This is a genomic window from Kitasatospora sp. NPDC034023, from assembly GCF_055575795.1.
In genome coordinates this window covers 42,063-62,812 of record NZ_JBVIRY010000045.1, presented here as the reverse complement: position 1 = coordinate 62,812, position 20,750 = coordinate 42,063, and the positions used below count along the sequence as shown (strand labels likewise).

The 20,750-nt window shown below is 74.0% G+C and carries 16 protein-coding genes, 2 rRNA genes and 1 pseudogene; 15 read left to right on the top strand and 4 right to left on the bottom strand.

Annotated features, from left to right (window positions below; all coding sequences use genetic code 11):
* The 4 genes and pseudogenes from ACZ52R_RS38160 to ACZ52R_RS38145 all read left to right on the top strand — a co-directional run.
* Window positions 1–93 (top strand): 23S ribosomal RNA (locus tag ACZ52R_RS38160); the annotation flags it as partial.
* Window positions 94–201: 108 nt separating this feature from the next.
* Window positions 202–318: ribosomal RNA gene (rrf, locus tag ACZ52R_RS38155) — 5S ribosomal RNA — on the top strand.
* A 237-nt stretch (window positions 319–555) separates the two neighbouring features.
* A pseudogene (locus tag ACZ52R_RS38150) lies at window positions 556–1,533 on the top strand (hypothetical protein); the annotation flags it as partial.
* Window positions 1,534–2,073: 540 nt separating this feature from the next.
* Window positions 2,074–3,012: a tetratricopeptide repeat protein gene (locus ACZ52R_RS38145; protein WP_465623840.1), complete on the top strand. Its 939-nt coding sequence runs from the start codon at window positions 2,074–2,076 to the stop codon at window positions 3,010–3,012.
* A gap of 108 nt (window positions 3,013–3,120) precedes the next feature.
* Here ACZ52R_RS38145 and ACZ52R_RS38140 read toward each other — a convergent pair whose 3' ends face one another.
* On the bottom strand, window positions 3,121–4,491 hold the full coding sequence (locus tag ACZ52R_RS38140; protein ID WP_360500450.1) for a DUF1015 domain-containing protein: 1,371 nt from the start codon (window positions 4,489–4,491) through the stop codon (window positions 3,121–3,123).
* A gap of 92 nt (window positions 4,492–4,583) precedes the next feature.
* Here ACZ52R_RS38140 and ACZ52R_RS38135 point away from each other — a divergent pair, with 92 nt between their 5' ends.
* Together ACZ52R_RS38135 and ACZ52R_RS38130 are read left to right on the top strand one after the other, a co-directional pair.
* Window positions 4,584–5,201, top strand: a complete 618-nt coding sequence (locus ACZ52R_RS38135) for a tetratricopeptide repeat protein (protein ID WP_465623824.1) — start codon at window positions 4,584–4,586, stop codon at window positions 5,199–5,201.
* Window positions 5,202–5,339: 138 nt separating this feature from the next.
* A complete protein-coding gene (locus ACZ52R_RS38130; protein WP_465623823.1) occupies window positions 5,340–6,377 on the top strand; it encodes an HAD-IIA family hydrolase in 1,038 nt (345 codons plus the stop codon).
* Window positions 6,378–6,483: 106 nt separating this feature from the next.
* On the opposite strand, the gene ACZ52R_RS38125 is transcribed toward ACZ52R_RS38130, so the two are convergent.
* A complete protein-coding gene (locus tag ACZ52R_RS38125; protein ID WP_360500458.1) occupies window positions 6,484–6,831 on the bottom strand; it encodes an SCP2 sterol-binding domain-containing protein in 348 nt (115 codons plus the stop codon).
* 179 nt (window positions 6,832–7,010) lie between these two features.
* On the opposite strand from ACZ52R_RS38125, the gene ACZ52R_RS38120 reads away from it, so the two are divergent.
* The 4 genes from ACZ52R_RS38120 (at window position 7,011) to ACZ52R_RS38105 (ending at window position 9,905) form a co-directional block, all read left to right on the top strand.
* Window positions 7,011–7,859: a hypothetical protein gene (locus ACZ52R_RS38120; RefSeq protein WP_465664283.1), complete on the top strand. Its 849-nt coding sequence runs from the start codon at window positions 7,011–7,013 to the stop codon at window positions 7,857–7,859.
* Window positions 7,843–8,067: a hypothetical protein gene (locus tag ACZ52R_RS38115; protein ID WP_360500463.1), complete on the top strand. Its 225-nt coding sequence runs from the start codon at window positions 7,843–7,845 to the stop codon at window positions 8,065–8,067. The genes ACZ52R_RS38120 and ACZ52R_RS38115 overlap by 17 nt, the downstream gene beginning before the upstream one ends.
* Window positions 8,068–8,102: 35 nt before the next feature.
* The gene (locus tag ACZ52R_RS38110; protein WP_465623838.1) at window positions 8,103–8,909 is read left to right on the top strand and encodes a TlyA family RNA methyltransferase; all 807 of its coding nucleotides are present in this window, start codon (window positions 8,103–8,105) and stop codon (window positions 8,907–8,909) included.
* 90 nt (window positions 8,910–8,999) lie between these two features.
* Entirely contained in the window at window positions 9,000–9,905 is a 906-nt protein-coding gene (locus ACZ52R_RS38105) for an NAD kinase (protein ID WP_360500466.1), read from the top strand.
* Between the two features lie 48 nt (window positions 9,906–9,953).
* Here ACZ52R_RS38105 and yczR read toward each other — a convergent pair whose 3' ends face one another.
* Complete coding sequence (gene yczR, locus ACZ52R_RS38100; RefSeq protein WP_465755050.1) at window positions 9,954–11,453, bottom strand: MocR-like transcription factor YczR; 1,500 nt, start codon at window positions 11,451–11,453, stop codon at window positions 9,954–9,956.
* 129 nt (window positions 11,454–11,582) lie between these two features.
* Here yczR and yczE point away from each other — a divergent pair, with 129 nt between their 5' ends.
* The 3 genes from yczE to ACZ52R_RS38085 all read left to right on the top strand — a co-directional run bounded on the left by yczE (window position 11,583) and on the right by ACZ52R_RS38085 (window position 15,443).
* Window positions 11,583–12,275 carry a membrane protein YczE gene (gene yczE, locus ACZ52R_RS38095; protein ID WP_465623819.1) on the top strand — a complete coding sequence of 231 codons (693 nt, stop codon included), beginning with the start codon at window positions 11,583–11,585 and terminating at the stop codon, window positions 12,273–12,275.
* Between the two features lie 88 nt (window positions 12,276–12,363).
* A complete protein-coding gene (gene recN / locus ACZ52R_RS38090) occupies window positions 12,364–14,097 on the top strand; it encodes a DNA repair protein RecN (RefSeq protein ID WP_465623836.1) in 1,734 nt (577 codons plus the stop codon).
* A gap of 167 nt (window positions 14,098–14,264) precedes the next feature.
* A complete protein-coding gene (locus ACZ52R_RS38085; RefSeq protein WP_465664285.1) occupies window positions 14,265–15,443 on the top strand; it encodes a glycosyltransferase family 4 protein in 1,179 nt (392 codons plus the stop codon).
* A 42-nt stretch (window positions 15,444–15,485) separates the two neighbouring features.
* On the opposite strand, the gene ACZ52R_RS38080 is transcribed toward ACZ52R_RS38085, so the two are convergent.
* A complete protein-coding gene (locus ACZ52R_RS38080) occupies window positions 15,486–17,498 on the bottom strand; it encodes a glycoside hydrolase family 15 protein (protein ID WP_465623816.1) in 2,013 nt (670 codons plus the stop codon).
* A gap of 761 nt (window positions 17,499–18,259) precedes the next feature.
* Here ACZ52R_RS38080 and ACZ52R_RS38075 point away from each other — a divergent pair.
* Window positions 18,260–19,897 carry a CTP synthase gene (locus ACZ52R_RS38075; protein WP_360500477.1) on the top strand — a complete coding sequence of 546 codons (1,638 nt, stop codon included), beginning with the start codon at window positions 18,260–18,262 and terminating at the stop codon, window positions 19,895–19,897.
* Between the two features lie 106 nt (window positions 19,898–20,003).
* Window positions 20,004–20,651, top strand: a complete 648-nt coding sequence (locus ACZ52R_RS38070) for an NUDIX domain-containing protein (protein ID WP_465623814.1) — start codon at window positions 20,004–20,006, stop codon at window positions 20,649–20,651.
* Window positions 20,652–20,750 lie beyond the last annotated feature (99 nt).

The window sequence follows — 20,750 nt, the reverse complement described above, 5'->3', positions numbered from 1 at the left end:
GGCTCCCAGTAGACGACTGGGTTGATAGGCCGGATATGGAAGCCCTGTGAGGGGTGGAGTTGACCGGTACTAATAGGCCGAGGGCTTGTCCTCAGACGCTCGCGTTCACTGTGTGGTTCCCGGGTAGCGAACAGCTATCGCCGGCGAACAAGGAAACACTTATCAATTGAAAAGTGTGTTTCGCTGAATACCCGATAGGGTTTCGGTGGTCATAGCGTGAGGGAAACGCCCGGTTACATTCCGAACCCGGAAGCTAAGCCTCACAGCGCCGATGGTACTGCAGGGGGGACCCTGTGGGAGAGTAGGACGCCGCCGAACAATTATTCAAAGGCCGCGGCCCCAGCGATTCGCTGGGGCCGCGGCCTTTTTTGTGTTTTACGAACGTGAACAAGTCCGGCAGGACAGGACTTCCGCCCAGACGCGGAGGGTCCCGACATGTCGGACAATGGAGAAGGTGCGCGGGCCAGGAGGCCGGCGCCGAAACCGCGTGAGCGCAGCGGGAGTTGCACGCACGGCCCGCGCGGTGAAGCTGAAGCAGCAGAAGGAGTCACCACGATGTCGAACCAGCCCCAGGACCGTCCCGAGCGTCGATCGGACGATGGCCGAGGCTACGAGCCCCGGTCCCGTGGGGGCTGGTCGAACGACCGTGGCGGCTCCCGCCGCGATGACCGTGACGACCGTCCCCGTCGTGACGACCGCCCCTCCGGTGGCGGTTTCAACCGTGACCGTGATGACCGCGGTGGGGACCGTGGCGGTTTCCGTCGCGACGACCGTCCCTCCGGTGGCGGTTTCAACCGCGACCGTGGCGACCGCCCGTCCGGTGGCGGTTTCAACCGCGACCGTGGCGACCGCCCGTCCGGTGGTGGCTTCAACCGTGACCGTGGCGACCGTCCCTCCGGCGGTGGCTTCCGCCGCGATGACCGCCCGTCCGGTGGTTACGGCCGTGACCGCGATGACCGCAGTGGCGACCGTCCGTCCGGCGGTGGTTTCCGTCGTGACGACCGCCCGTCCGGTGGCGGTTTCAACCGCGACCGTGACGACCGCGGTGGGGACCGTGGCGGTTTCCGTCGCGACGACCGTCCCTCCGGTGGTGGCTTCAACCGCGACCGTGGCGACCGCCCGTCCGGTGGTGGCTTCAACCGTGACCGTGGCGACCGTCCCTCCGGCGGTGGCTTCCGTCGCGATGACCGCCCGTCCGGTGGCGGTTTCCGTCGTGACGACCGGCCGAGCGGTTTCAACCGCGACCGCGACGACCGTCCGCGTCGTGACGACCGCCCGTCCGGTGGCGGCTTCAACCGTGATGACCGCGGTGGCGACCGCGGTGGTTTCCGTCGCGGCGACCGCTCGTCCGGCGGTGGCTTCAACCGCGACCGTGGCGACCGCCCGTCCGGCGGCGGTTTCAACCGCGACCGTGGCGACCGTCCCTCCGGCGGTGGCTTCCGTCGTGACGACCGCCCGTCCGGTGGCGGTTTCAACCGTGACCGTGACGACCGCGGTGGGGACCGTGGCGGTTTCCGTCGTGACGACCGTCCCTCCGGTGGCGGTTTCAACCGTGACCGTGGCGACCGTCCCTCCGGCGGTGGTTTCCGTCGTGACGACCGCCCGTCCGGTGGCGGTTTCAACCGTGACCGTGACGACCGTCCGCGTCGTGACGACCGCCCGTCCGGTGGCGGTTTCAACCGTGACCGCGATGACCGCGGTGGCGACCGTGGCGGTTTCCGTCGTGACGACCGGCCGAGCGGTTTCAACCGTGACCGTGACGACCGTCCGCGTCGTGACGACCGCCCCTCCGGTGGCGGCTTCAACCGTGACCGTGACGACCGCGGTGGCGACCGCGGTGGTTTCCGTCGCGACGACCGCTCGTCCGGCGGTGGCTTCAACCGCGACCGTGGCGACCGCCCGTCCGGCGGTGACCGTGGCGGTTTCCGCCGCGATGACCGCGGTGGGGACCGTGGAGGTTTCCGTCGCGACGACCGTCCCTCCGGCGGCTACCGCGGTGGCGACGACCGCCACGACGACCGGGGCCGTCGGGACTACGACGACCGCCGGGGCAACTTCGAGCCCGTCAGGCGCCTGCCGATCCCGGAGGACGTCACCGGGTTCGAGCTGGACGCGGACGTGCGTCAGGAGCTCAAGAGCCTGCCCAAGACCCTTGCGGACGACGTCGCCCGCAACCTGGTGATGGTGGCCCGTCTGCTCGACGGCGACGCGGAGGAGGCCTACCAGTACTCGCGCGTCGCGCTCCGTCTGGCGTCCCGTGTGCCCGCCGTCCGTGAGGCGGCCGGTTTCGCCTCGTACATGACGCAGCGCTACTCCGAGGCGCTGACCGAGTTCCGCGCCGCCCGCCGGATGACCGGCCGGGCGGACCTGTGGCCGGTGATGGCCGACTGCGAGCGCGGTCTGGGCCGTCCGGAGCGGGCGCTGGCGATGGCCGGTGAGCCCGAGGTGAAGCAGCTGGACAAGTCGGGCCAGGTCGAGATGCGCCTGGTGGCGGCCGGTGCCCGCAGCGACATGGAGCAGTTCGACGCCGCCGTGGTGACCCTGCAGAGCCCGGAGCTGGCGTCCAGCTCGGTGCAGCCGTGGACCGCTCGCCTGCGGTACGCCTACGCCGAGGCGCTGATCGCGGCCGGCCGTGGCGACGAGGCCCGTGACTGGTTCGCCAAGGCGGCGGAGGCCGACACCGACGGCACCACCAACGCTGCGGAGCGGCTCGCCGAGATCGACGGCGTGGAGTTCACCGACGCGCTCGACCCGGAGCTGGCCGAGGAGGAGACCGAGAAGGCCGAGGCCCCTGCGAAGAAGCGCGGCGGCGAGGTTGCCGACGACCGCGTGATCTTCGAGGACGAGGAGGACGTCGAGGAGTTCTACGACGAGGACGACCTCGAGATCGACGACGAGTTCGACGGCGTGGTGCCCGAGCGCGCCCGCGCCGCCGAGGCCGAGGCGGTCAAGGCCGAGGCGGTCAAGGACGAGGACACCGAGGTCGAGGACAAGGACGAGGCCAAGGGCTGAGCTGTCCCCCCGGCAACGCCGTGAGGCCCTGCCGTTCCCCGGGAGATCCGGGAACGGCAGGGCCTCACGGCGTCCGGGCCGCCGACGTGGCGTCGGCCCGGCGCGAGGTCAACCCAGCGCGAGGTTGCGCAGCACCAGTCCGGTGGCCGGCTTCGGCCCGAAGGAGGTGGACTTGCGCGGCATGGTGACGCCCTGTTCGGCCAGCCGTCGCACCACGCTCTCCCGGACGGGGTGCAGCAGGACGGCGGTGCCGCCGGTGCGGGCGGCCTCCTGCTCGGCGGCCAGGGCGGTGTGCAGGTAGCCGATGTCGTCCGGGCCGTCGGGGACGTGCCAGGTGCGGTCGAGCAGGGTGGCGTGCAGGACGGTGGCGTCCAGGTGGCGCCACTCCTCGGGCCGGTCGCGCGGCACGGTGGCGTCCAGCAGGGCCTCATCGGGCTCGCCGAGCAGCCAGTAGACGCCGTCGCCGCCGGTCAGCACGAAGCCGTTGCCGCCGTGCCGCTTCTGTTCGGCGAGCGCCTGGAGCGCCGCCGGCAGCGGGCCGGGCACCTCCTTGACCTGCCACTGGTCGCCGAGCTTCTCCAGCGCCTCGGCCACCGGCAGCCGGTAGAGCACGCGGTGGATGGCGCGGACCCGCAGCGGGTAGCGGGCGGTGTCCACCAGGAGCACCAGGCCGCGGTCCCAGGGGCTGCGCGGCAGGTGGCGGTGCTCGCGCTGGAGGCGCAGGTACATCTCCCAGCGGTGGTGGCCGTCGGCGATCAGCGCCCGGCAGGTGGCCAGGTCGCGGCTGATCTCGGCGATGTCGGCCGGGTCGGTGACGGCCCACAGGCGGTGGTGGGTGCCGTCGCTGGTGGCGGTGGAGAGCAGCGGCTCGCCCGCGACCGTCCGCTCGATCACGCCGGAGGCGCCGCCGTCACCCCGGTAGGTGAGCAGCAGCGGTTCGAGGTTGGCCCGGGTGGTGCGCATCAGGCCGACCCGGTCGGCGACCGGCCGGGGCATCACGTCCTCGTGGGGGAGGACGACGCCGGCCTCGCGGCCGCTCACCGCGAGGGCGCCGATCAGGCCGCGCTGGAGCAGTTCGGGGGAGTCGGCGGTGGCGGGCACCCGCTGCTCGTAGACGTAGATCGCGGGATCCGGGTCGGCGGCGAGGATCCCCTCGCGCTGCCAGGCGGCCAGCAGCCGCGCGGCGTGCCGGTACCGGGTGTCGCGGTCGGGCCGGTCGCCGGCGTCCTCGGGCTCGGGCCTGGGCAGGATCAGCCGGACCACGTTGTGCGGGTCGCCGGTCTCCAGGTCGAGCCGACGGCCCGGGTCGACGACGTCGTACGGCGGGGACATGACCGCGGCCAGGGCGCCGACCCGGTCGGGGACGTAGCGCAGGCCGCGGAAGGGGGACAGGGACAGGCCGGCGGTGGCGACGTGCCCGGGATCGCCGGGGCCGCCCTCGGGAGTCTCGACTCCGTCTTCTGCACTGGGTGTGCTCATTCTGGGCATCGTAACCGGGTACGCGTTGTTGAGAGATCGGAATGCCCGCGCCGAGCGGTGGGGCGGGTGTGCGACCGAGGGCGAGGTACGGCATGGACGACGGGCAGGAACGGGTGGACGGCAGCGGTCTTGCCGGGTCGGGCGGGCCGGTCGGTGCCACGGGCGGGGGCGCTCCGGCCGAGGGTGGCGGGCCGGTCGGCGGGGTGCCGTCGCAGAGCCGCTCCGGGGAGCCCACCGGGGACGTGTACGACTGGTTCCGCCGGGGCGCGCGGCTGCTGGCGCAGGGGCATCCGGCGGCCGCCGAGCAGCTGCTGGCCCGGGCGGTGGCGGCCGAGCCGCACTCGCGCAGCATCCGGGAGGCGCTGGCCCGCGCCCAGTTCGACGCGGGTTCGTACGCGGCGGCGCTGGAGAACTTCCGGGCCGTGGCGCTGGCCGACCCGGCGGACGACTACGCTCAGTTCGGGTGGGGGGTCGCGGCGGCCCGGCTGGGCGACTTCGAGACCTCCGCCGAGCACCTGGCGCTCGCCGTGGCGATGCGGCCGGAGACCGACCACTACCGGGCGGCCCTGCGGCAGACCCGGGCGACGCTGGCGGCCCGGACCGGCGCGTACGGCCCGCTGCTGCCGGGGGCACCCGGGTACCTGGCGCCCCCGCCCGGTGCCGCGGACCCGGTCGGGGGAGAGCCGGACGGCGGCGACGGCGACGCCTGACCGGCCCGCGCCCGACCGATGGGCGTCCGACCGGCTGGCGTCCGACCGAGGGGCGCAGTGCCGCACCGCGCGGTGCGGCGCCGAGGTGAACGACGTGACCGACGTGACCGACGACGCAGTGAATGAGGTAGCGCAGCCATGACCGAGACGGCCACCCCCGTGCGACGGACCGCCCCCGGCGGCAGCGAGCGGCCGCTGACCGAGGCCTACGACACGGCGCTGCTGGACCTGGACGGCGTGGTCTACGCGGGCGCGCACGCGATCGAGCACGCGGTGGCCGCGCTGGACGCCGCCCGGACGGCCGGGATGCGGCTCGCGTACGTGACCAACAACGCCTCCCGCCCGCCGCGCGTGGTGGCCGAGCACCTGACCGAGCTGGGCGTGCCGGCCGAGCCGGGGGACGTGATCAACTCGGCCCAGGCGGCCGCCCGGGTGGTCGCCGAGAAGGTCCCGGCCGGGGCGAAGGTGCTGGTCGTGGGCGGTCTCGGGCTGGACGAGGCGCTGGCCGAGCAGGGCCTGGTCGCGGTCCGCTCGCTGGCCGACCAGCCGCTTGCGGTGGTCCAGGGCTTCGACCCCTCGGTGGGGTGGACGGACCTGGCGGAGGCCGCGTACGCGGTGCAGAGCGGGCTGCCGTGGGTGGCGTCCAACCTGGACCTGACGGTGCCGCGGGCGCGCGGGATCGCGCCGGGCAACGGCACGCTGGTGGCGGCGGTGCGGGCGGCGACCGGGGTGGAGCCGGAGGTGGCGGGCAAGCCGCTGCCGCCCATGCACCGGGAGACCGTGCTGCGTACCGGCGCGAAGCGGCCGCTGGTGGTCGGGGACCGGCTGGACACCGACATCGAGGGCGCGTTCAACGGCGGGGTGGACAGTCTGCTGGTCTTCACCGGGGTGACCACCCCCGAGCTGCTGCTGGCGGCCCCGGTCGAGCACCGGCCGACCTACCTGGCGGCCGACCTGCGCGGACTGCTGGTCCCGCACGCGGCGGTGACGGCCCAGGCCGACGGCTTCGCGTGCGGAGGCTGGGTCGCCGGCGTCGAGGGCGGCGCGCTGCGGCTGACCGGCTCCGGGGACCGCTGGGACGGCCTGCGGGCGCTGTGCGCGGCGGCGTGGACGGCGCTGGACGCGGGCGGCGAGCCGGTGGACGGACGGAAGACGCTGGCCGAGCTGGGCTTCTGAGCCCCGAGGCTTTCGAGTCCCGGGGTCCCGGAGGGCTTTACGGTCCCGAGGGCTTTGCGTCCCCGAGCCTTGCGTTCCTGAGGTTTCGTGGCGGGGCAGGCCGGGTTCAGAGCAGGGTGCGCAGCCGCAGCAGGTCGCGGAAGCCCGCCTCCAGCCGGACCCGGCCGCTCGCCCAGGCGGAGGCGAAGTTGAGCCGGCCGCCGACCAGCGCGACCAGGTCGTCGCTGCTCATGGTGAGCCGGATCTCGGCCTTCCCGGCGGGCGGGCCGGGCGTGGTGACCACGTCCTGGATCCGGCCCTCGCGCAGCCGCCCGGTGAAGGTCAGGTCGAGGTCGGTGATCCGGCAGCTGAGCGAGCGGTCGAGGGACGCGGCCTTGCGGACGTCACCGGTGGACTTCGCCATGTTCCGGCTGAGCTGCTCCAGCGCCTCCCGGCACTCCTCGGCGTTCGCCATAGGCGGCGGCTCCCTCCCGCGGTCGCTACGGTGCTGACTGCGGGCCACGGTACCTCAGCGGGGTTTTGGCGGTAGCGTCGTCAGTGGGGTGCCCGGAACGGCTCGGGTACCGAGGGCGACGGAGCGACGCGCGTAGGCGATTGGGAGGCACCCGGATGCTGCCGAGGACGGTTCGGGGAGTGGTGGAGACCGCTGCCGAGGTGGTCGAGGAGGTCGGCAAGCGGGTCGTCGTGACGGCGGCCTCGATCCTGGAGAAGGCGGGGGTCGACGTCGCGGAGGTCGAGCGTCGGCTGGGCGGGGAGTTCCCGCCGTCGGCGAAGACGCTGCAGACCTTGGCGGGGGAGGCGGTCACCGCCGGGCTGGCCGGGGTGGACCTGGCGGTCGGGGTGGCGCGCAACGAGGCGGAGAAGGTCTTCGAGAAGGTCGGTGACCAGGTCACCAAGGTCGGCGTGGTGCTGGCGTACCTGGAGAGCAAGCTGCGCGAGGTGGAGGAGGAGGTTCCGGCGGCGACGCCCGGCGAGGGTGCGTACGGCGCCGAGGAGCCGGTCCCTGCGCCGCGGGCGGACGACCTGTTCGGACGCGGCTGGGAATACGAGGACGAGCCGTCGGCGGGCCGGTCGGCGGGGCAGCCGATAGTCGCCGAGCGGGTGGAGGTGGACGAGCCGGTCGAGGTCGATCCGCCGGTTCCGCCGGTTCCGCCGGTGGCGCTGCTCGCGCCGACTCCGCCGCAGGAGCAGGAGCAGGAGCGGAAGGCGGCGCCGCGGAAGGCCGCCGCGCGGAAGACGGCGGCGAAGAAGGCGGCTCCGGCCGAGAAGCCCGCCGCGAAGAAGGCCGCGGCCAAGGAGAGCGCGGCCGAGAAGTCCGCCGCCAAGCGGACCGCCGCCAGGAAGACGACGACCGTCAAGAAGACCACCACCGCCGAGCAGTCCGCCGCGCAGTCCAAGGCGCCCGCGAAGCGCACGGCGACCAGGAAGACCACCGTCCGCAAGGCCACCAGCGCGAAGAAGCCCGATGCCCGAGACGAGTGAACCGGCCGGAGCGGCCGAGGCGGGCGCGCAGGCCCAGCAGGTGGAGCCGCTCGGCGTCGACCTGCTGCCCACCGGCCATCCCGCGGTGGACGCCGGACTGGCCCGGCTGGAGGCCTTGGACGGGGTCCCCGCCGAGGCGCACGTCGCGGTGTACGAAGATGTTCACCAGCGGCTCGCCGACACGCTGGCCGCGCTCGACCAGGAATGACCCGTGGGATCCGTAGGAGCTGAACACCAGTGGCAGTGGCACGACGCCGACTCGACGCGGAGCTGGTCCGCCGCAAGCTGGCCCGGTCGCGTGAGCACGCGTCCGAGCTGATCGCGGCCGGGCGGGTGACCGTCGGCGGCACCACCGCGACCAAGCCGGCCACCCAGGTGGAGACCTCGGCGGCGGTCGTGGTGGCCAAGGACGAGAACGACCCCGACTACGTCTCGCGCGGTGGCCACAAGCTCGCCGGGGCGTTCGCCGCCTTTGTGCCGCAGGGTCTGGTGGTCGAGGGCCGCCGGGCGCTGGACGCGGGCGCCTCCACCGGCGGGTTCACCGACGTGCTGCTGCGCGCCGGGGCGGCCGGCGTGCTGGCGGTGGACGTCGGGTACGGGCAGCTCGCCTGGTCGCTGCAGAGCGACGAGAGGGTCACCGTGATGGACCGCACCAATGTGCGCGAGCTGACCACGGACCTCATCGGCGGCACCCCGGTGGACCTCGTGGTGGGCGACCTGTCGTTCATCTCGCTGGGCCTGGTGCTCCCCGCCCTCGCCTCCTGCGCGGCCGAGGACGCTGACTTGGTGCTGATGGTCAAGCCGCAGTTCGAGATCGGCAAGGAGCGACTGGGCAGCGGCGGGGTGGTGCGCAGCCCCGAGCTGCGCGCCGAGATGGTGCGCCAGGTGGCCGGGCAGGCGTGGGCGCTCGGGCTTGGCGTGCGCGCCGTCACCGCGAGCCCCCTGCCGGGACCGTCCGGCAACGTGGAGTACTTCCTTTGGCTGCGCCGGGACGCCCCGCAGCTGGACCCCGCGGACGCGGACCGGGCCGTGGCGGAGGGGCCCCGATAGGGTGCTCAGCGGACGTCCGGCCCGTCATGCTGTATGGGGGCCGCACCGGGCCGAGGGTGACCCGGCAGGCGTGAGGGAGAGGGCAGCGGCATGAGCGATGAAGAACGTACGGTCTTCCTGATCGCGCACACCGGCCGGGAGGCGGCGCTGCGCAGCGTCGAGAGCCTGGTGCACGGGCTGCTGAAGGCCGGGCTCCGGATCAGACTGCTGGAGGCCGAGGCGGTCGACCTGGACCTGCCCGACGGCGTCGAGAAGGTGGCCGAGGGCCCCGGGGCGGCGGACGGCTGCGAGCTGATCCTGGTGGCCGGCGGGGACGGGACGCTGCTGCGCGGGGCCGAGCTGGCGCGCTCGCACGGGCTGCCGATGCTCGGGATCAACCTGGGCCGGGTGGGCTTCCTCGCCGAGGCCGAGCGGGACGACCTGGCCGTGGTGGTCGAGCGGGTGGTCGACGCCGACTACGAGGTCGAGGAGCGGATGACGATCGACGTCATCGTCCGCACCAACGGCGACGTGCTGCACGAGGACTGGGCGTTGAACGAGGCCTCGATCGAGAAGGCGTCCCGGGAGCGGATGCTGGAGGTGGTGACCGAGGTGGACGGCCGCCCGGTCTCCAACTTCGGCTGCGACGGCGTGGTGTGCGCGACGCCGACCGGGTCCACCGCGTACGCGTTCTCCGGCGGCGGGCCGGTGGTGTGGCCGGAGGTCGAAGCGCTGCTGATGGTGCCGATCTCGGCGCACGCGCTGTTCGCCCGGCCGCTGGTGACCTCGCCCGAGTCGGTGCTGGCCGTCGAGGTGCAGCCGAAGACCCCGCACGGCGTGCTCTGGTGCGACGGGCGGCGTTCGGTCGAACTGCCCGCCGGGGCACGGGTGGAGGTCCGCCGGGGACGGACCCCGGTGCGGCTGGCCAGACTGCACCGGGCGCCGTTCACCGACCGGCTGGTGGCCAAGTTCGCGCTGCCCGTGACGGGTTGGCGCGGCCGGGCGGACCACCAGTAGGACGAGCCGCACCACAACGGACCGGCAGGCCCGGCCGTCGACGGTCCGTCAGACCGCCAGCGGCTGGGCCTCGTCGGCCGAGCCGAGCCGACCGCCGGCCGCCGCGCGGCCGGCCGTCGCGGCGAGGCGTTCGACGGCGGCCGGAACAGCCACGGCGGGCACGGTGAGCGGGATCCGGATGTGGTGCTCGAACGCGCCGTCCGAGCCGAAGCGGTTGCCCGAGGCGATCCGCACCCCGTCGCGTTCCCCGACCTGCGCCAGCGCCGCACCGGACAGGCCGCCGGTGGAGACCCAGAGCGCGAGCCCGCCGGTCGGCATCGGGAAGGTCCAGCCGGGCAGTCGCTCGGGCAGCGCGGCGGCGAAGGCGTGTGCGGCGGCCCGCAGCCGGTCCAGCTGGTGCGCCCGGACGGCGGCCAGGGGTTCGCCCAGCAGCTCGGCGGCGATCAGCTGGTCCAGCACCGGGGTGCCGACGTCGCTGTAGACCCGCTCGCCGGCCAGCCGGCGCACCAGCGCGGGCGCGGCCCGGACCCAGCCGATCCGCAGACCGCCCCAGAGGAGCTTGCCGGCCGAGCCGACGGTGACCACCTGGGCGGACCGGCCCAGCGCCGCCATCGGGCGCGGCAGCGGCTCGGACTCCGGTACGCCCCAGCCGAGTTCGGCGGTGGTCTCGTCCACCAGCACGATGCTCCCGGCGGCCCGGGCGGCGGCCAGCAACTCGCGGCGCTGCTCCTCGCCGATCAGCGCGCCGGTCGGGTTGTGGAAGTCCGGGATCACGTAGGCGAGCTTGGGGGCGGCGCCGCGCAGCACCCGCTGCCACTCCGGGAGGTCCCACCTCGTCGTGGGGTGGTAGACGTACGGCACCGGGACCAGGCGGGCGCCGGACAGCCGCAGGGCCTGCAGGGTGTGCGCGTAGCTGGGGGCCTCGACGGCGACCCGGTCGCCGCGGCCGACCAGCGCCCGCTGGACCAGGTGCAGGCCGCCCATCGCGCCGGTGGTGATCAGGATCTGGTCGGGTGTGGTGGGCAGCCCGCGCTCGGTGTAGCGGCGGGCGACGGCCTCGCGCAGCACCGGGACGCCGGTGGGGTAGTGGCCGTGCCCGGAGGCGTAGTACGGCAGCTGTTCGACGGCCCGGGCGGCGGCGGCGCCGAGCCAGGGCTGCGGGGCGGGCGGTGCGGCGACGCCGAGGTCCAGGGTGCGGCCCTGCTCGTCCGGCGGGACGGGGTGCAGGGCGTCGCCGGGCGGCGGGGCGCCCTCGGGCAGGGCGGTCCAGCTGCCCGCGCCGCGCCGGCTGTGCAGGTAGCCGTCGCCGCGCAGCGTCTCGTACGCGGTGGCGACGGTGGTGCGGCTCAGTTCCAGGGTGGTGGCCAGCTCGCGTTCGGCGGGCAGGCGGGCGCCGACCGGCAGCCGGCCCTCGGTGACCAGCAGCCGGATCTGCCCGGCGAGGGTGCGGTAGGCGGGGCGGCGGGCGGCGGCCGGTTCGGGGAGCCGGGCGGTGGCGAGCAGCCGGGCCAGCGCGGGCGGGGTGACGGTGGTGTGCCAGTCGGCCATGGAGATCAGTCCACTTGCTCTGGATTGGCCCTGGAGGGCGTCGTTTTGGCCCGGTCATCATGGCAGAGTGGCCGTGTCGGCCGCCACCGCCGGGCCGCCCGGAGGTGCAGCACCACCGCAGGAGCACCCTTGGCCACCACGACCACCCCCGTACCGACCGCGCCCGTACCCGCCACCGGGAAGGCCTCCCTCGCGGTCCGCGTCCTCGGCGACACCCACGGCCTGGGCCGCCGGATCCCGCAGCTGTTCGCCGGCCTCGCCCTGTACGGCGTGAGCATGGCGCTGATGCTCCGCTCCGGCCTCGGCCTCGACCCCTGGGACGTCCTGCACCAGGGTCTGCAGCGCAGCGTCGGCCTCTCGGTCGGTGCCTGGGTGACCATCTGCGGCGCCCTGGTGCTGCTGCTGTGGATACCGCTGCGCCAGCGTCCGGGGCTGGGCACCGTCGCCAACGTGCTGGTGATCGGCGCGGCGATGGACCTCACGCTGCGGATCGTCGACGACTTCGCGGCCCTGCCCGCCCGGATCGCCGTGACGGCCGCCGCGATCGTGCTCAACGGCCTGGCCAGCGGCCTCTACATCGGCGCCCGCCTCGGCCCCGGCCCGCGCGACGGTCTGATGACCGGCCTGCACCGGCGCACCGGCCGCTCGCTGCGGCTGATCCGCACCGGCATCGAACTGACCGTTCTGGCCGCCGGCCTGCTGCTCGGCGGCACCGCCGGGGTCGGCACCGTCGCATACGCGCTGGCCATCGGCCCGCTGGTGCAGATCTTCCTGCCCTGGTGCACCGCGCCGACGCCCGCGCGAAACTCCCGGAAGGGGTGAATTTCGGGGCACGGAGTTGCCGCCCGCCGTTGCCGCTCGTCGCGCGCCGGGGGCGGAACCTCGTAAGGTCGTCTCCGTGTTGGACGAGATGCGGATACGGGATCTAGGGGTCATCGACGACGCGGTGGTCGAACTCGCCCCCGGCTTCACCGCCGTGACCGGTGAGACCGGCGCCGGCAAGACCATGGTCGTCACCAGCCTCGGCCTGCTGCTCGGCGGGCGAGCCGACCCGGGCCTGGTGCGCAACGGCACCGGACGGGCCGTCGTCGAGGGCCGACTGGAACTGCCCGCCGACTCCCCGGTGGCGGCCCGCGCCGTCGAGGCCGGGGCCGAACTGGACGACGGAGCCCTGCTGATCAGCCGGACCGTCTCCGCCGAGGGCCGCTCCCGGGCGTACGTCGGCGGTCGGGCCGTCCCGGTCGGGCTGCTCGCCGAACTCGGCGAGGACCTGATCGCCGTGCACGGCCAGACCGACCAGCAGCGCCTGCTGCGCCCGGCCCGCCAGCGCGGCGCGCTGGACCGGTACGCGGGCGGGGCGGTGGCCGAGCCGCTGGCCCGCTACCGGGAGACCTACCGCGTCCTGCGCGAGGTCTCGGCGACCCTGGAGGAGCTGACCACCCGGGCCCGCGAGCGCGCCCAGGAGGCCGACCTGCTGCGCTTCGGGCTGGACGAGATCGCCGCCGCCGAGCCGGTGGCCGACGAGGACGTCGAGCTCGCGGCCGAGGCCGAGCGGCTCGGCCACGCCGACGCGCTGTCCTCCGCCGCGACCCTCGCGCACGCCGCGCTGGCCGGCGACCCGGCCGACCCGGAGGCCCTGGACGCCGGCACCCTGCTCGCGCAGTCCCGCCGCGCCCTGGACGCCGTGCGCCACCACGACGAGCGCCTGGCCGCCCTCGCCGACCGGCTCAACGAGGTCGGCTACCTGCTCGCCGACGTGGCCGGCGACCTGGCCGGCTACGCCGACGACCTGGACGCCGACCCGGTGCGCCTGGCCGCCGTCGAGGACCGCCGGGCCGTGCTGTCCCAACTGCTGCGCAAGTACGGCGGCGAGGACAACACCCTCGCCGAGGTGATTGCCTGGGCCGAGGCCGGCGCCCTCCGGCTCGCCGAACTCGACGGCGACGACGACCGGATCGACGACCTCGGCGCCCGGGAGACCGAGCTGCGGACCGAGCTGGCCGAACTCGCGGCCGAGGTGTCGGCCGCCCGGCAGGCCGCGGCCGGGCGCTTCGCCGAAGCCGTGTCCGCCGAACTCGCCGAACTGGCCATGCCGCACGCCCGGGTGACCTTCTCGCTCAGCCAGGTCGACGACCTGGGCGGGATCGAGGTCGGCGGCCGCACCGTCGCGTACGGCCCGCACGGCGTGGACGAGGTCGAGGTGCTGCTCGCCCCGCACCCGGGCGCCCAGCCCCGGCCGATCGCCAAGGGCGCCTCCGGCGGTGAGCTGTCCCGCGTGATGCTCGCCGTCGAGGTGGTCTTCGCGGGCGCCGACCCCGTCCCGACCTACCTGTTCGACGAGGTGGACGCGGGCGTCGGCGGCAAGGCCGCGGTCGAGATCGGCCGACGGCTGGCCAAACTGGCCGAGTCCGCCCAGGTCGTGGTCGTCACCCACCTCCCGCAGGTCGCCGCGTTCGCGGACCGGCACCTGGTGGTGGAGAAGACCAACGACGGCACCGTGACCCGCAGCGGTGTCAAGGTGCTGAACGACGAGGAGCGGGTGCGCGAACTCTCCCGGATGCTGGCCGGCCTGGAGGACTCGGAGCTGGGCCGCGCCCACGCCGAGGAGCTGCTGGCCGCCGCCCGGGCCCCGCGCCACCGGTAGCCGACGGCGGCGGCCCCGCGGATCGTCGGCGACGCGCCCCGGGTGGCGCCGACTGTCCAAGAGGGCCGCCGACCTGGCATGGTGGCCGCTGGACACTGGCTTCCCAGCCCCGAGCGCCGCCCGGCGGGCAACCCTCGCGAAGCGGCGCGCGAACCTGATCGAGTCGGATGCGAGACGACGTGGACCATTCCGCCGCCCGGGCCACCGCGGCCGCCCCGGAACCGGGGCAGCTGCACGTGGTACTCGTCCTGGCCGCCAGCACCGGCGGCATCGGTGCGCACGTGCGCTCCCTGGCCCAGGGCCTGGTCGCGCACGGAGTGATCGTCACGGTCTGCGCGCCGGCCGGCACGGACGCCCTGTTCGGCTTCTCCCGCACGGGCGCCAGGTTCCACACCGTCGACATCACCCCCACCGCGGGCGCCCGCAGCGACGCCACCGCGATCGGCGAGCTGCGCCGGGCCTTCACCGGCGCGGACGTGGTGCACGCCCACGGGCTGCGCGCCGGGCTGCTCTCCGACCTCGCGCTGCGCACCGCCGGCCGCTTCCCGGGCCTGCGCCCCGAGACCCCGCTGGTGGTCACCTCGCACCACGCGCTGCTGGCCACCGGCATGGAGCGCCGCCTGCAGCGGCTGATGGAACGCCGGGTCGCGCGCGCCGCCGACCTGGTCCTCGGCGCCTCCTCCGACCTGGTCGCCCGGGCCCGCGAACTGGGCGCCACCGACGCCCGGCTGGGTCCGGTGGCCGCCCCGCCGATGCCCGAGGGCTGGCTCGGCCGGGCCGAGGCGCGGGCCGCGCTGCTCGGTGCGGGCCCGGACCGCCCGCTGGTGCTGGCGGTGGGCCGGCTCGTCCCGCAGAAGGCTTTCGGGCTGCTGCTGGACGCCACCCGGGAGCTGTCCGCCCTGGACCCGGAGCCGCTGGTGCTGCTCGCCGGGGACGGCCCGGAGGCGGGCGCGCTGCGTGAGCGGGTGGCAGCCGAGAAGCTGCCGGTGCGGCTGCTCGGCTACCGCACCGACGTGCCCGACCTGCTGGCCGCCGCCGACGTGGTGGTCGTCCCCAGCCGCTGGGAGGCCCGCTCGCTGGTGGTGCAGGAGGCGATGCGGGCCGGCGTGCCGGTGGTCGCCACCGCCGTCGGCGGCATCCCCGAACTGGTCGGCGACGCCGCCGTGCTAGTGCCCTCCGGCGACCCGGCCGCGCTCGGCGGCGGGGTGCGCGGGCTGCTGTCCGACCCGGTCCGCCGCGAGCGGCTGGTGGCGGCCGGCCGGCAGCAGGCCGAGACCTGGCCGGACGAGGCGGCCACCGTCGCCCAGGTGCTCAGCACGTACGACGAGCTGGTCCAGCGCGGCTAGGGCGGCTGGGGCCTGTCCTCGGGAGGACAGGCCCCCACACCGTCAGACCGTCGCCTGCTCGACCCGGTCGGCGGCCAGGCCGTCCGGCTGGGCGGACAGGTAGGCGGCGCCGCAGGCGGTCAGCCGCAGGGCGGTGTCGATCAGCGGGACGTGGCTGAAGGCCTGCGGGAAGTTGCCGACCTGGCGCTTGAGCCGCGGGTCCCACTCCTCGGCGAGCAGGCCGATGTCGTTGCGCAGCGAGAGCAGCCGGTCGAACAGGTCGCGGGCCTCCTGCACCCGGCCGATCATGGCGAGGTCGTCGGCCAGCCAGAACGAGCAGGCCAGGAAGGCGCCCTCGTGGCCGGACAGGCCGTCCACGTTGTTGCCGCTCTCGTCGTGGGTGGGGTAGCGCAGCACGAAGCCGTCCTCGGTGGACAGTTCGCGTTGGATCGCCTCGATGGTGCCGATCACCCGCTTGTCGTCCGGCGGCAGGAAGCCGACCTGGGGGATGAGCAGCAGCGAGGCGTCCAGCTCCCTGCCGCCGTAGTACTGGGTGAAGGTGTTGCGCTCCGGGTCGTAGCCCTTGTCGCAGACGTCCCGGTGGATGGTGTCGCGCAGCTCGCGCCAGCGCTCCAGGTGGCCGTCGGCGGGGGCGTCCTCGGGGGTCTGCTCCAGCAGCTTGATGGTGCGGTCGACGGCGACCCAGGCCATCACCTTGGAGTGGACGAAGTGCCGGCGCGGGCCGCGGACCTCCCAGATGCCCTCGTCCGGCTCCTGCCAGTGCTCCTCCAGGTAGTCGATGAGGCGCAGCTGCAGGTGGTGGGCGTGGTCGTTGCGGACCAGGCCGGTCATGTGGGCCAGGTGCAGGGCCTCCACGACCTCGCCGTAGACGTCGAGCTGGAGCTGTCCGGCGGCGCCGTTGCCGACCCGGACGGGCTGCGAGCCCTCGTAGCCGGGCAGCCAGTCCAGCGAGGACTCGGTGAGCTCGCGCTCGCCCGCGATGCCGTACATGATCTGCAGGTTCTCCGGGTCGCCCGCGACGGCGCGCAGCAGCCACTCGCGCCAGGCCTTGGCCTCCTCGCGGTAGCCGGTGCGCAGCAGGGAGGAGAGCGTGATCGCGGCGTCGCGCAGCCAGGTGTAGCGGTAGTCCCAGTTGCGCTCGCCGCCGATGTCCTCGGGCAGCGAGGTGGTGGGGGCGGCGACGATGCCGCCGGTGGGGGCGTAGGTGAGGCCCTTGAGGGTGATCAGGGAGCGGATCACGGCCTCGCGGTAGGGGCCCTGGTAGGTGCACTGGTCGGCCCACTCGTGCCAGAAGTCGGCGGTGGCGTCGAGCATCTCCTCGGCGTCCGGGGCCGTGGGCGCCTCCAGGTGGGAGGCCTGCCAGGTGAGGGCGAAGGCGATCCGCTCACCGGCGGTGACGGTGAAGTCGGCGTAGGTGGTGAGGTTGCGGCCGTAGGTGTCGGCCGCGCCGTCCAGCCAGACCGAGTCGGGCCCGGCGACGGCGACGGTGCGGTGGTTGCCGTCGGCCTGCTCGACCCGGTGCACCCAGGGCACGATGCGGCCGTACGAGAAGCGCATCCGCACCGCCGAGCGCATCCGGACGGTGCCGACCACGCCCTCGACGATCCGGATCACCTGGGGGACGGCGTCGCGGCCGGCCAGCGGGCGCGGCGGCATGAAGTCGATCACCCGGACGGTGCCGCCCTGGGTGTCCCACTCCTGCTCGAGGATCAGCGAGTCGCCCCGGTAGCGGCGGCGGTCCGCGGGCACGGCGGGGGCGGAGGCGGTGGGCGGGGGCACGCGCAGGTCGGCGGTGTCGGCGACGCGGAGTCGGCCCGCGCCGGTGGGGGCCGCGCCGGTGGGGGCCGTGGCAGCGGGGGCGGGGACCTCGGTCAGGACGGCTTCGGCGGGCCCGATCCGCCAGAAGCCGTGTTCATCGGTGCCGAGCAGGCCGGCGAACACGGCCGGCGAGTCGAAGCGGGGCAGGCAGAGCCAGTCCACCGCCCCGTCCCTGCTGACCAGGGCAGCGGTCTGCATGTCCCCGATGAGTGCGTAGTCCTCGATACGGCCGGCCACGTGGATCTCCAGTTCGCAATGTGGTCAGGGCATCGGCGAGCGGAGAGAGCGAGCGGTCTGCGGGGCCGGGGGTCCACCCCGGGACGTCCGGCCTGCCGGGGGTGGTGGCAGGCCTTGCTGGAGTGTCCGCGCGGGGCTCTTCGAGCCCCTGGGTGGGTGGGGATGAGCTGAAATTACGGGGAGGTCCGGTCGCGCATCGGGGACCGGGAGTGTCCTGACGCTCCCACGCCCTCCGCGTGCTCGTGCTGTCGGCGATGCGTCCGAGCAGCTTACGACGGACGAAAGGGGCGAAGCACGCGGGCGCAGCCCGATGTGGCGCCGCAATTCGGCGGAAATGCCGTGCATCGCGGGGGCGTGGCGCAGGATGGTCCGGAAGGATCACCTCCGGGTGGCCTTTACGGAGGAGCCGCCATGACCCGGACGGAAGCCGCGGCCTGACCCGGTCCGGTAGGTTGTGCGACCGGTGTGACGCATGCGGCGGATGATGCGCCGGTGGTGCGCCCGGCGTGCGCCTCCGGAGTGGCGCGCGCGGGCCGGACGGCGTCCCGGTCGGGTCACTGTTACCCTGGTATCCCGTGGACCGGCGGGATCAAAACGCCCCGGACCAGCCGAACCGGCGACCCTTCGAGCGCGGTGCACCGCACCCGGCTCCGTCGCCCGGCGAACCCCGAGCCTCCCGCCCACGTCACCTTCGACACGCGACCCACGGGAGCCCCCTCTTGGCACAGCCCCATTCCGGCAAGGCAGCGAACGGCCGAGCCGTGACGACCAAGCACCTCTTCGTCACCGGGGGTGTCGCCTCTTCGCTCGGCAAGGGGCTCACCGCCTCCAGCCTCGGAGCGCTGCTCAAGGCCCGCGGCCTGCGCGTCACGATGCAGAAGCTCGACCCGTACCTGAACGTGGACCCGGGCACCATGAACCCGTTCCAGCACGGTGAGGTGTTCGTCACCGACGACGGCGCCGAGACCGACCTGGACATCGGCCACTACGAGCGGTTCCTGGACACCAACCTGCACGGCTCGGCGAACGTCACCACCGGCCAGGTGTACTCGACCGTCATCGCCAAGGAGCGCCGCGGCGAGTACCTGGGCGACACCGTCCAGGTCATCCCGCACATCACCAACGAGATCAAGTCCCGGATCCGCCGGATGGCGACCGAGGACGTCGACGTCGTGATCACCGAGGTCGGCGGCACCGTCGGCGACATCGAGTCGCTGCCGTTCCTGGAGGCCGTCCGCCAGGTCCGCCACGAGGTCGGCCGGGACAACGTGTTCTTCGTGCACGTCTCCCTGCTGCCGTACATCGGCCCCTCGGGCGAGCTGAAGACCAAGCCCACCCAGCACTCCGTCGCCGCGCTGCGCAACATCGGCATCCAGCCGGACGCCATCGTGCTGCGCGCCGACCGCGAGGTCCCGCAGGCCATCAAGCGCAAGATCTCGCTGATGTGCGACGTGGACGAGGAGGCCGTGGTCGCGGCCATCGACGCCAAGTCGATCTACGACATCCCCAAGGTGCTGCACGGCGAGGGCCTGGACGCCTATGTGGTGCGCCGCCTCGACCTGCCGTTCCGCGACGTGGACTGGACCACCTGGGACGACCTGCTGCGCCGCGTCCACGAGCCGCAGCACATCGTCAAGGTCGCCCTGGTCGGCAAGTACATCGACCTGCCCGACGCCTACCTGTCGGTGACCGAGGCGCTGCGCGCCGGCGGCTTCGCCAACAACGCCCGCGTCGAGATCAAGTGGGTCACCTCGGACGACTGCGAGACGCCCGAGGGCGCCCGCGAGCAGCTCGGCGACGTGGACGCGATCTGCATCCCCGGCGGCTTCGGCGACCGCGGTGTCAACGGCAAGGTCGGCGCCATCACCTTCGCCCGCGAGAACAAGGTCCCGCTGCTGGGCCTGTGCCTGGGCCTGCAGTGCGTGGTCATCGAGGCGGCCCGCAACCTGGCCGACCTGCCGGAGGCCAACTCCACCGAGTTCGACGCCGCCGCCAAGCACCCGGTCGTCTCCACCATGGCCGAGCAGCTGGCCATCGTCGACGGCAAGGGCGACCTGGGCGGCACCATGCGCCTGGGCCTGTACCCGGCCAAGCTCGCCGAGGGCTCGATCGTCCGTGAGGTCTACGGCGGCGAGCAGTACGTCGAGGAGCGCCACCGCCACCGCTACGAGGTCAACAACGCCTACCGCGCGGACCTGGAGAAGACCGGCCTGATGTTCTCCGGCCTCTCGCCCAAGGGCGACCTGGTCGAGTACGTCGAGTACCCGCGCGAGGTGCACCCCTACCTGGTGGCCACCCAGGCCCACCCGGAGCTGAAGTCCCGCCCGACCCGCCCGCACCCGCTGTTCGCGGGCCTGGTCAAGGCCGCCATCGAGATCAAGACCGCGGCCTCCGCGTAGTCTTCCCCTCCTCGGCCTCGGTCGTTCACCGGACGGCGGCCCCGCGATTCCCGCGGGGCCGCCGTTCGGCGTTAGATTGTGTCGTACTGACGAAAAGGGGAGAGTGATGGACGAGCAGAGCCACCTGGTGATCGCCGACGTGGCCGAGGAGTGGGAGGTCCGGGCGAGCGGGACGCCCTTCCAGGGCAAGGTCACCGGCGTGCGCAGCGAGGAGGTCCGGATGCCCGACGGCAGCTGGGCCCGCCGCGACTACCAGACCCACCCCGGCTCGGTCTCGGTGCTCGCGCTCGACGACGAGCAGCGGGTGCTGGTCCTGCGCCAGTACCGCCACCCCGTGCGCCAGCGCCTGTGGGAGCTGCCCGCCGGCCTCCTCGACGTCCCCGGCGAGAACCCGTGGCACGCCGCCCAGCGCGAGCTGTACGAGGAGGCGCACTGCAAGGCCGGCACCTGGCGGATCCTCGCCGACTACTACACCTCCCCGGGCGGCACCGACGAGGCCCTGCGGATGTTCCTGGCCACCGACCTGTCGGCGGCCGAGGGCGAGCGCTACGCGGCCGAGGGCGAGGAACAGGAGATCGAGGTCGCCTGGGTGCCGGTGCCGGAACTGATCGGACTGATCCAGGCCGGGCAGTTGCACAACCCGACCCTGGTCACCGGCACCCTCGCCGTGCACGCCGCGCTCACCGGCCCGGACGGGCTCAACGCGCTGCGCCCGGCGGACTCGCCTTGGCCGGCCCGGCCCTTCGAGGCGTGAACGAACCTCCCGGTTGATTCGCCCGGGTGATTTGCCGGTTCGTACGACCGGATGTCACCTCGGCTGAGCCGGACGGTCGAACTACGCTTCGCAGACAGG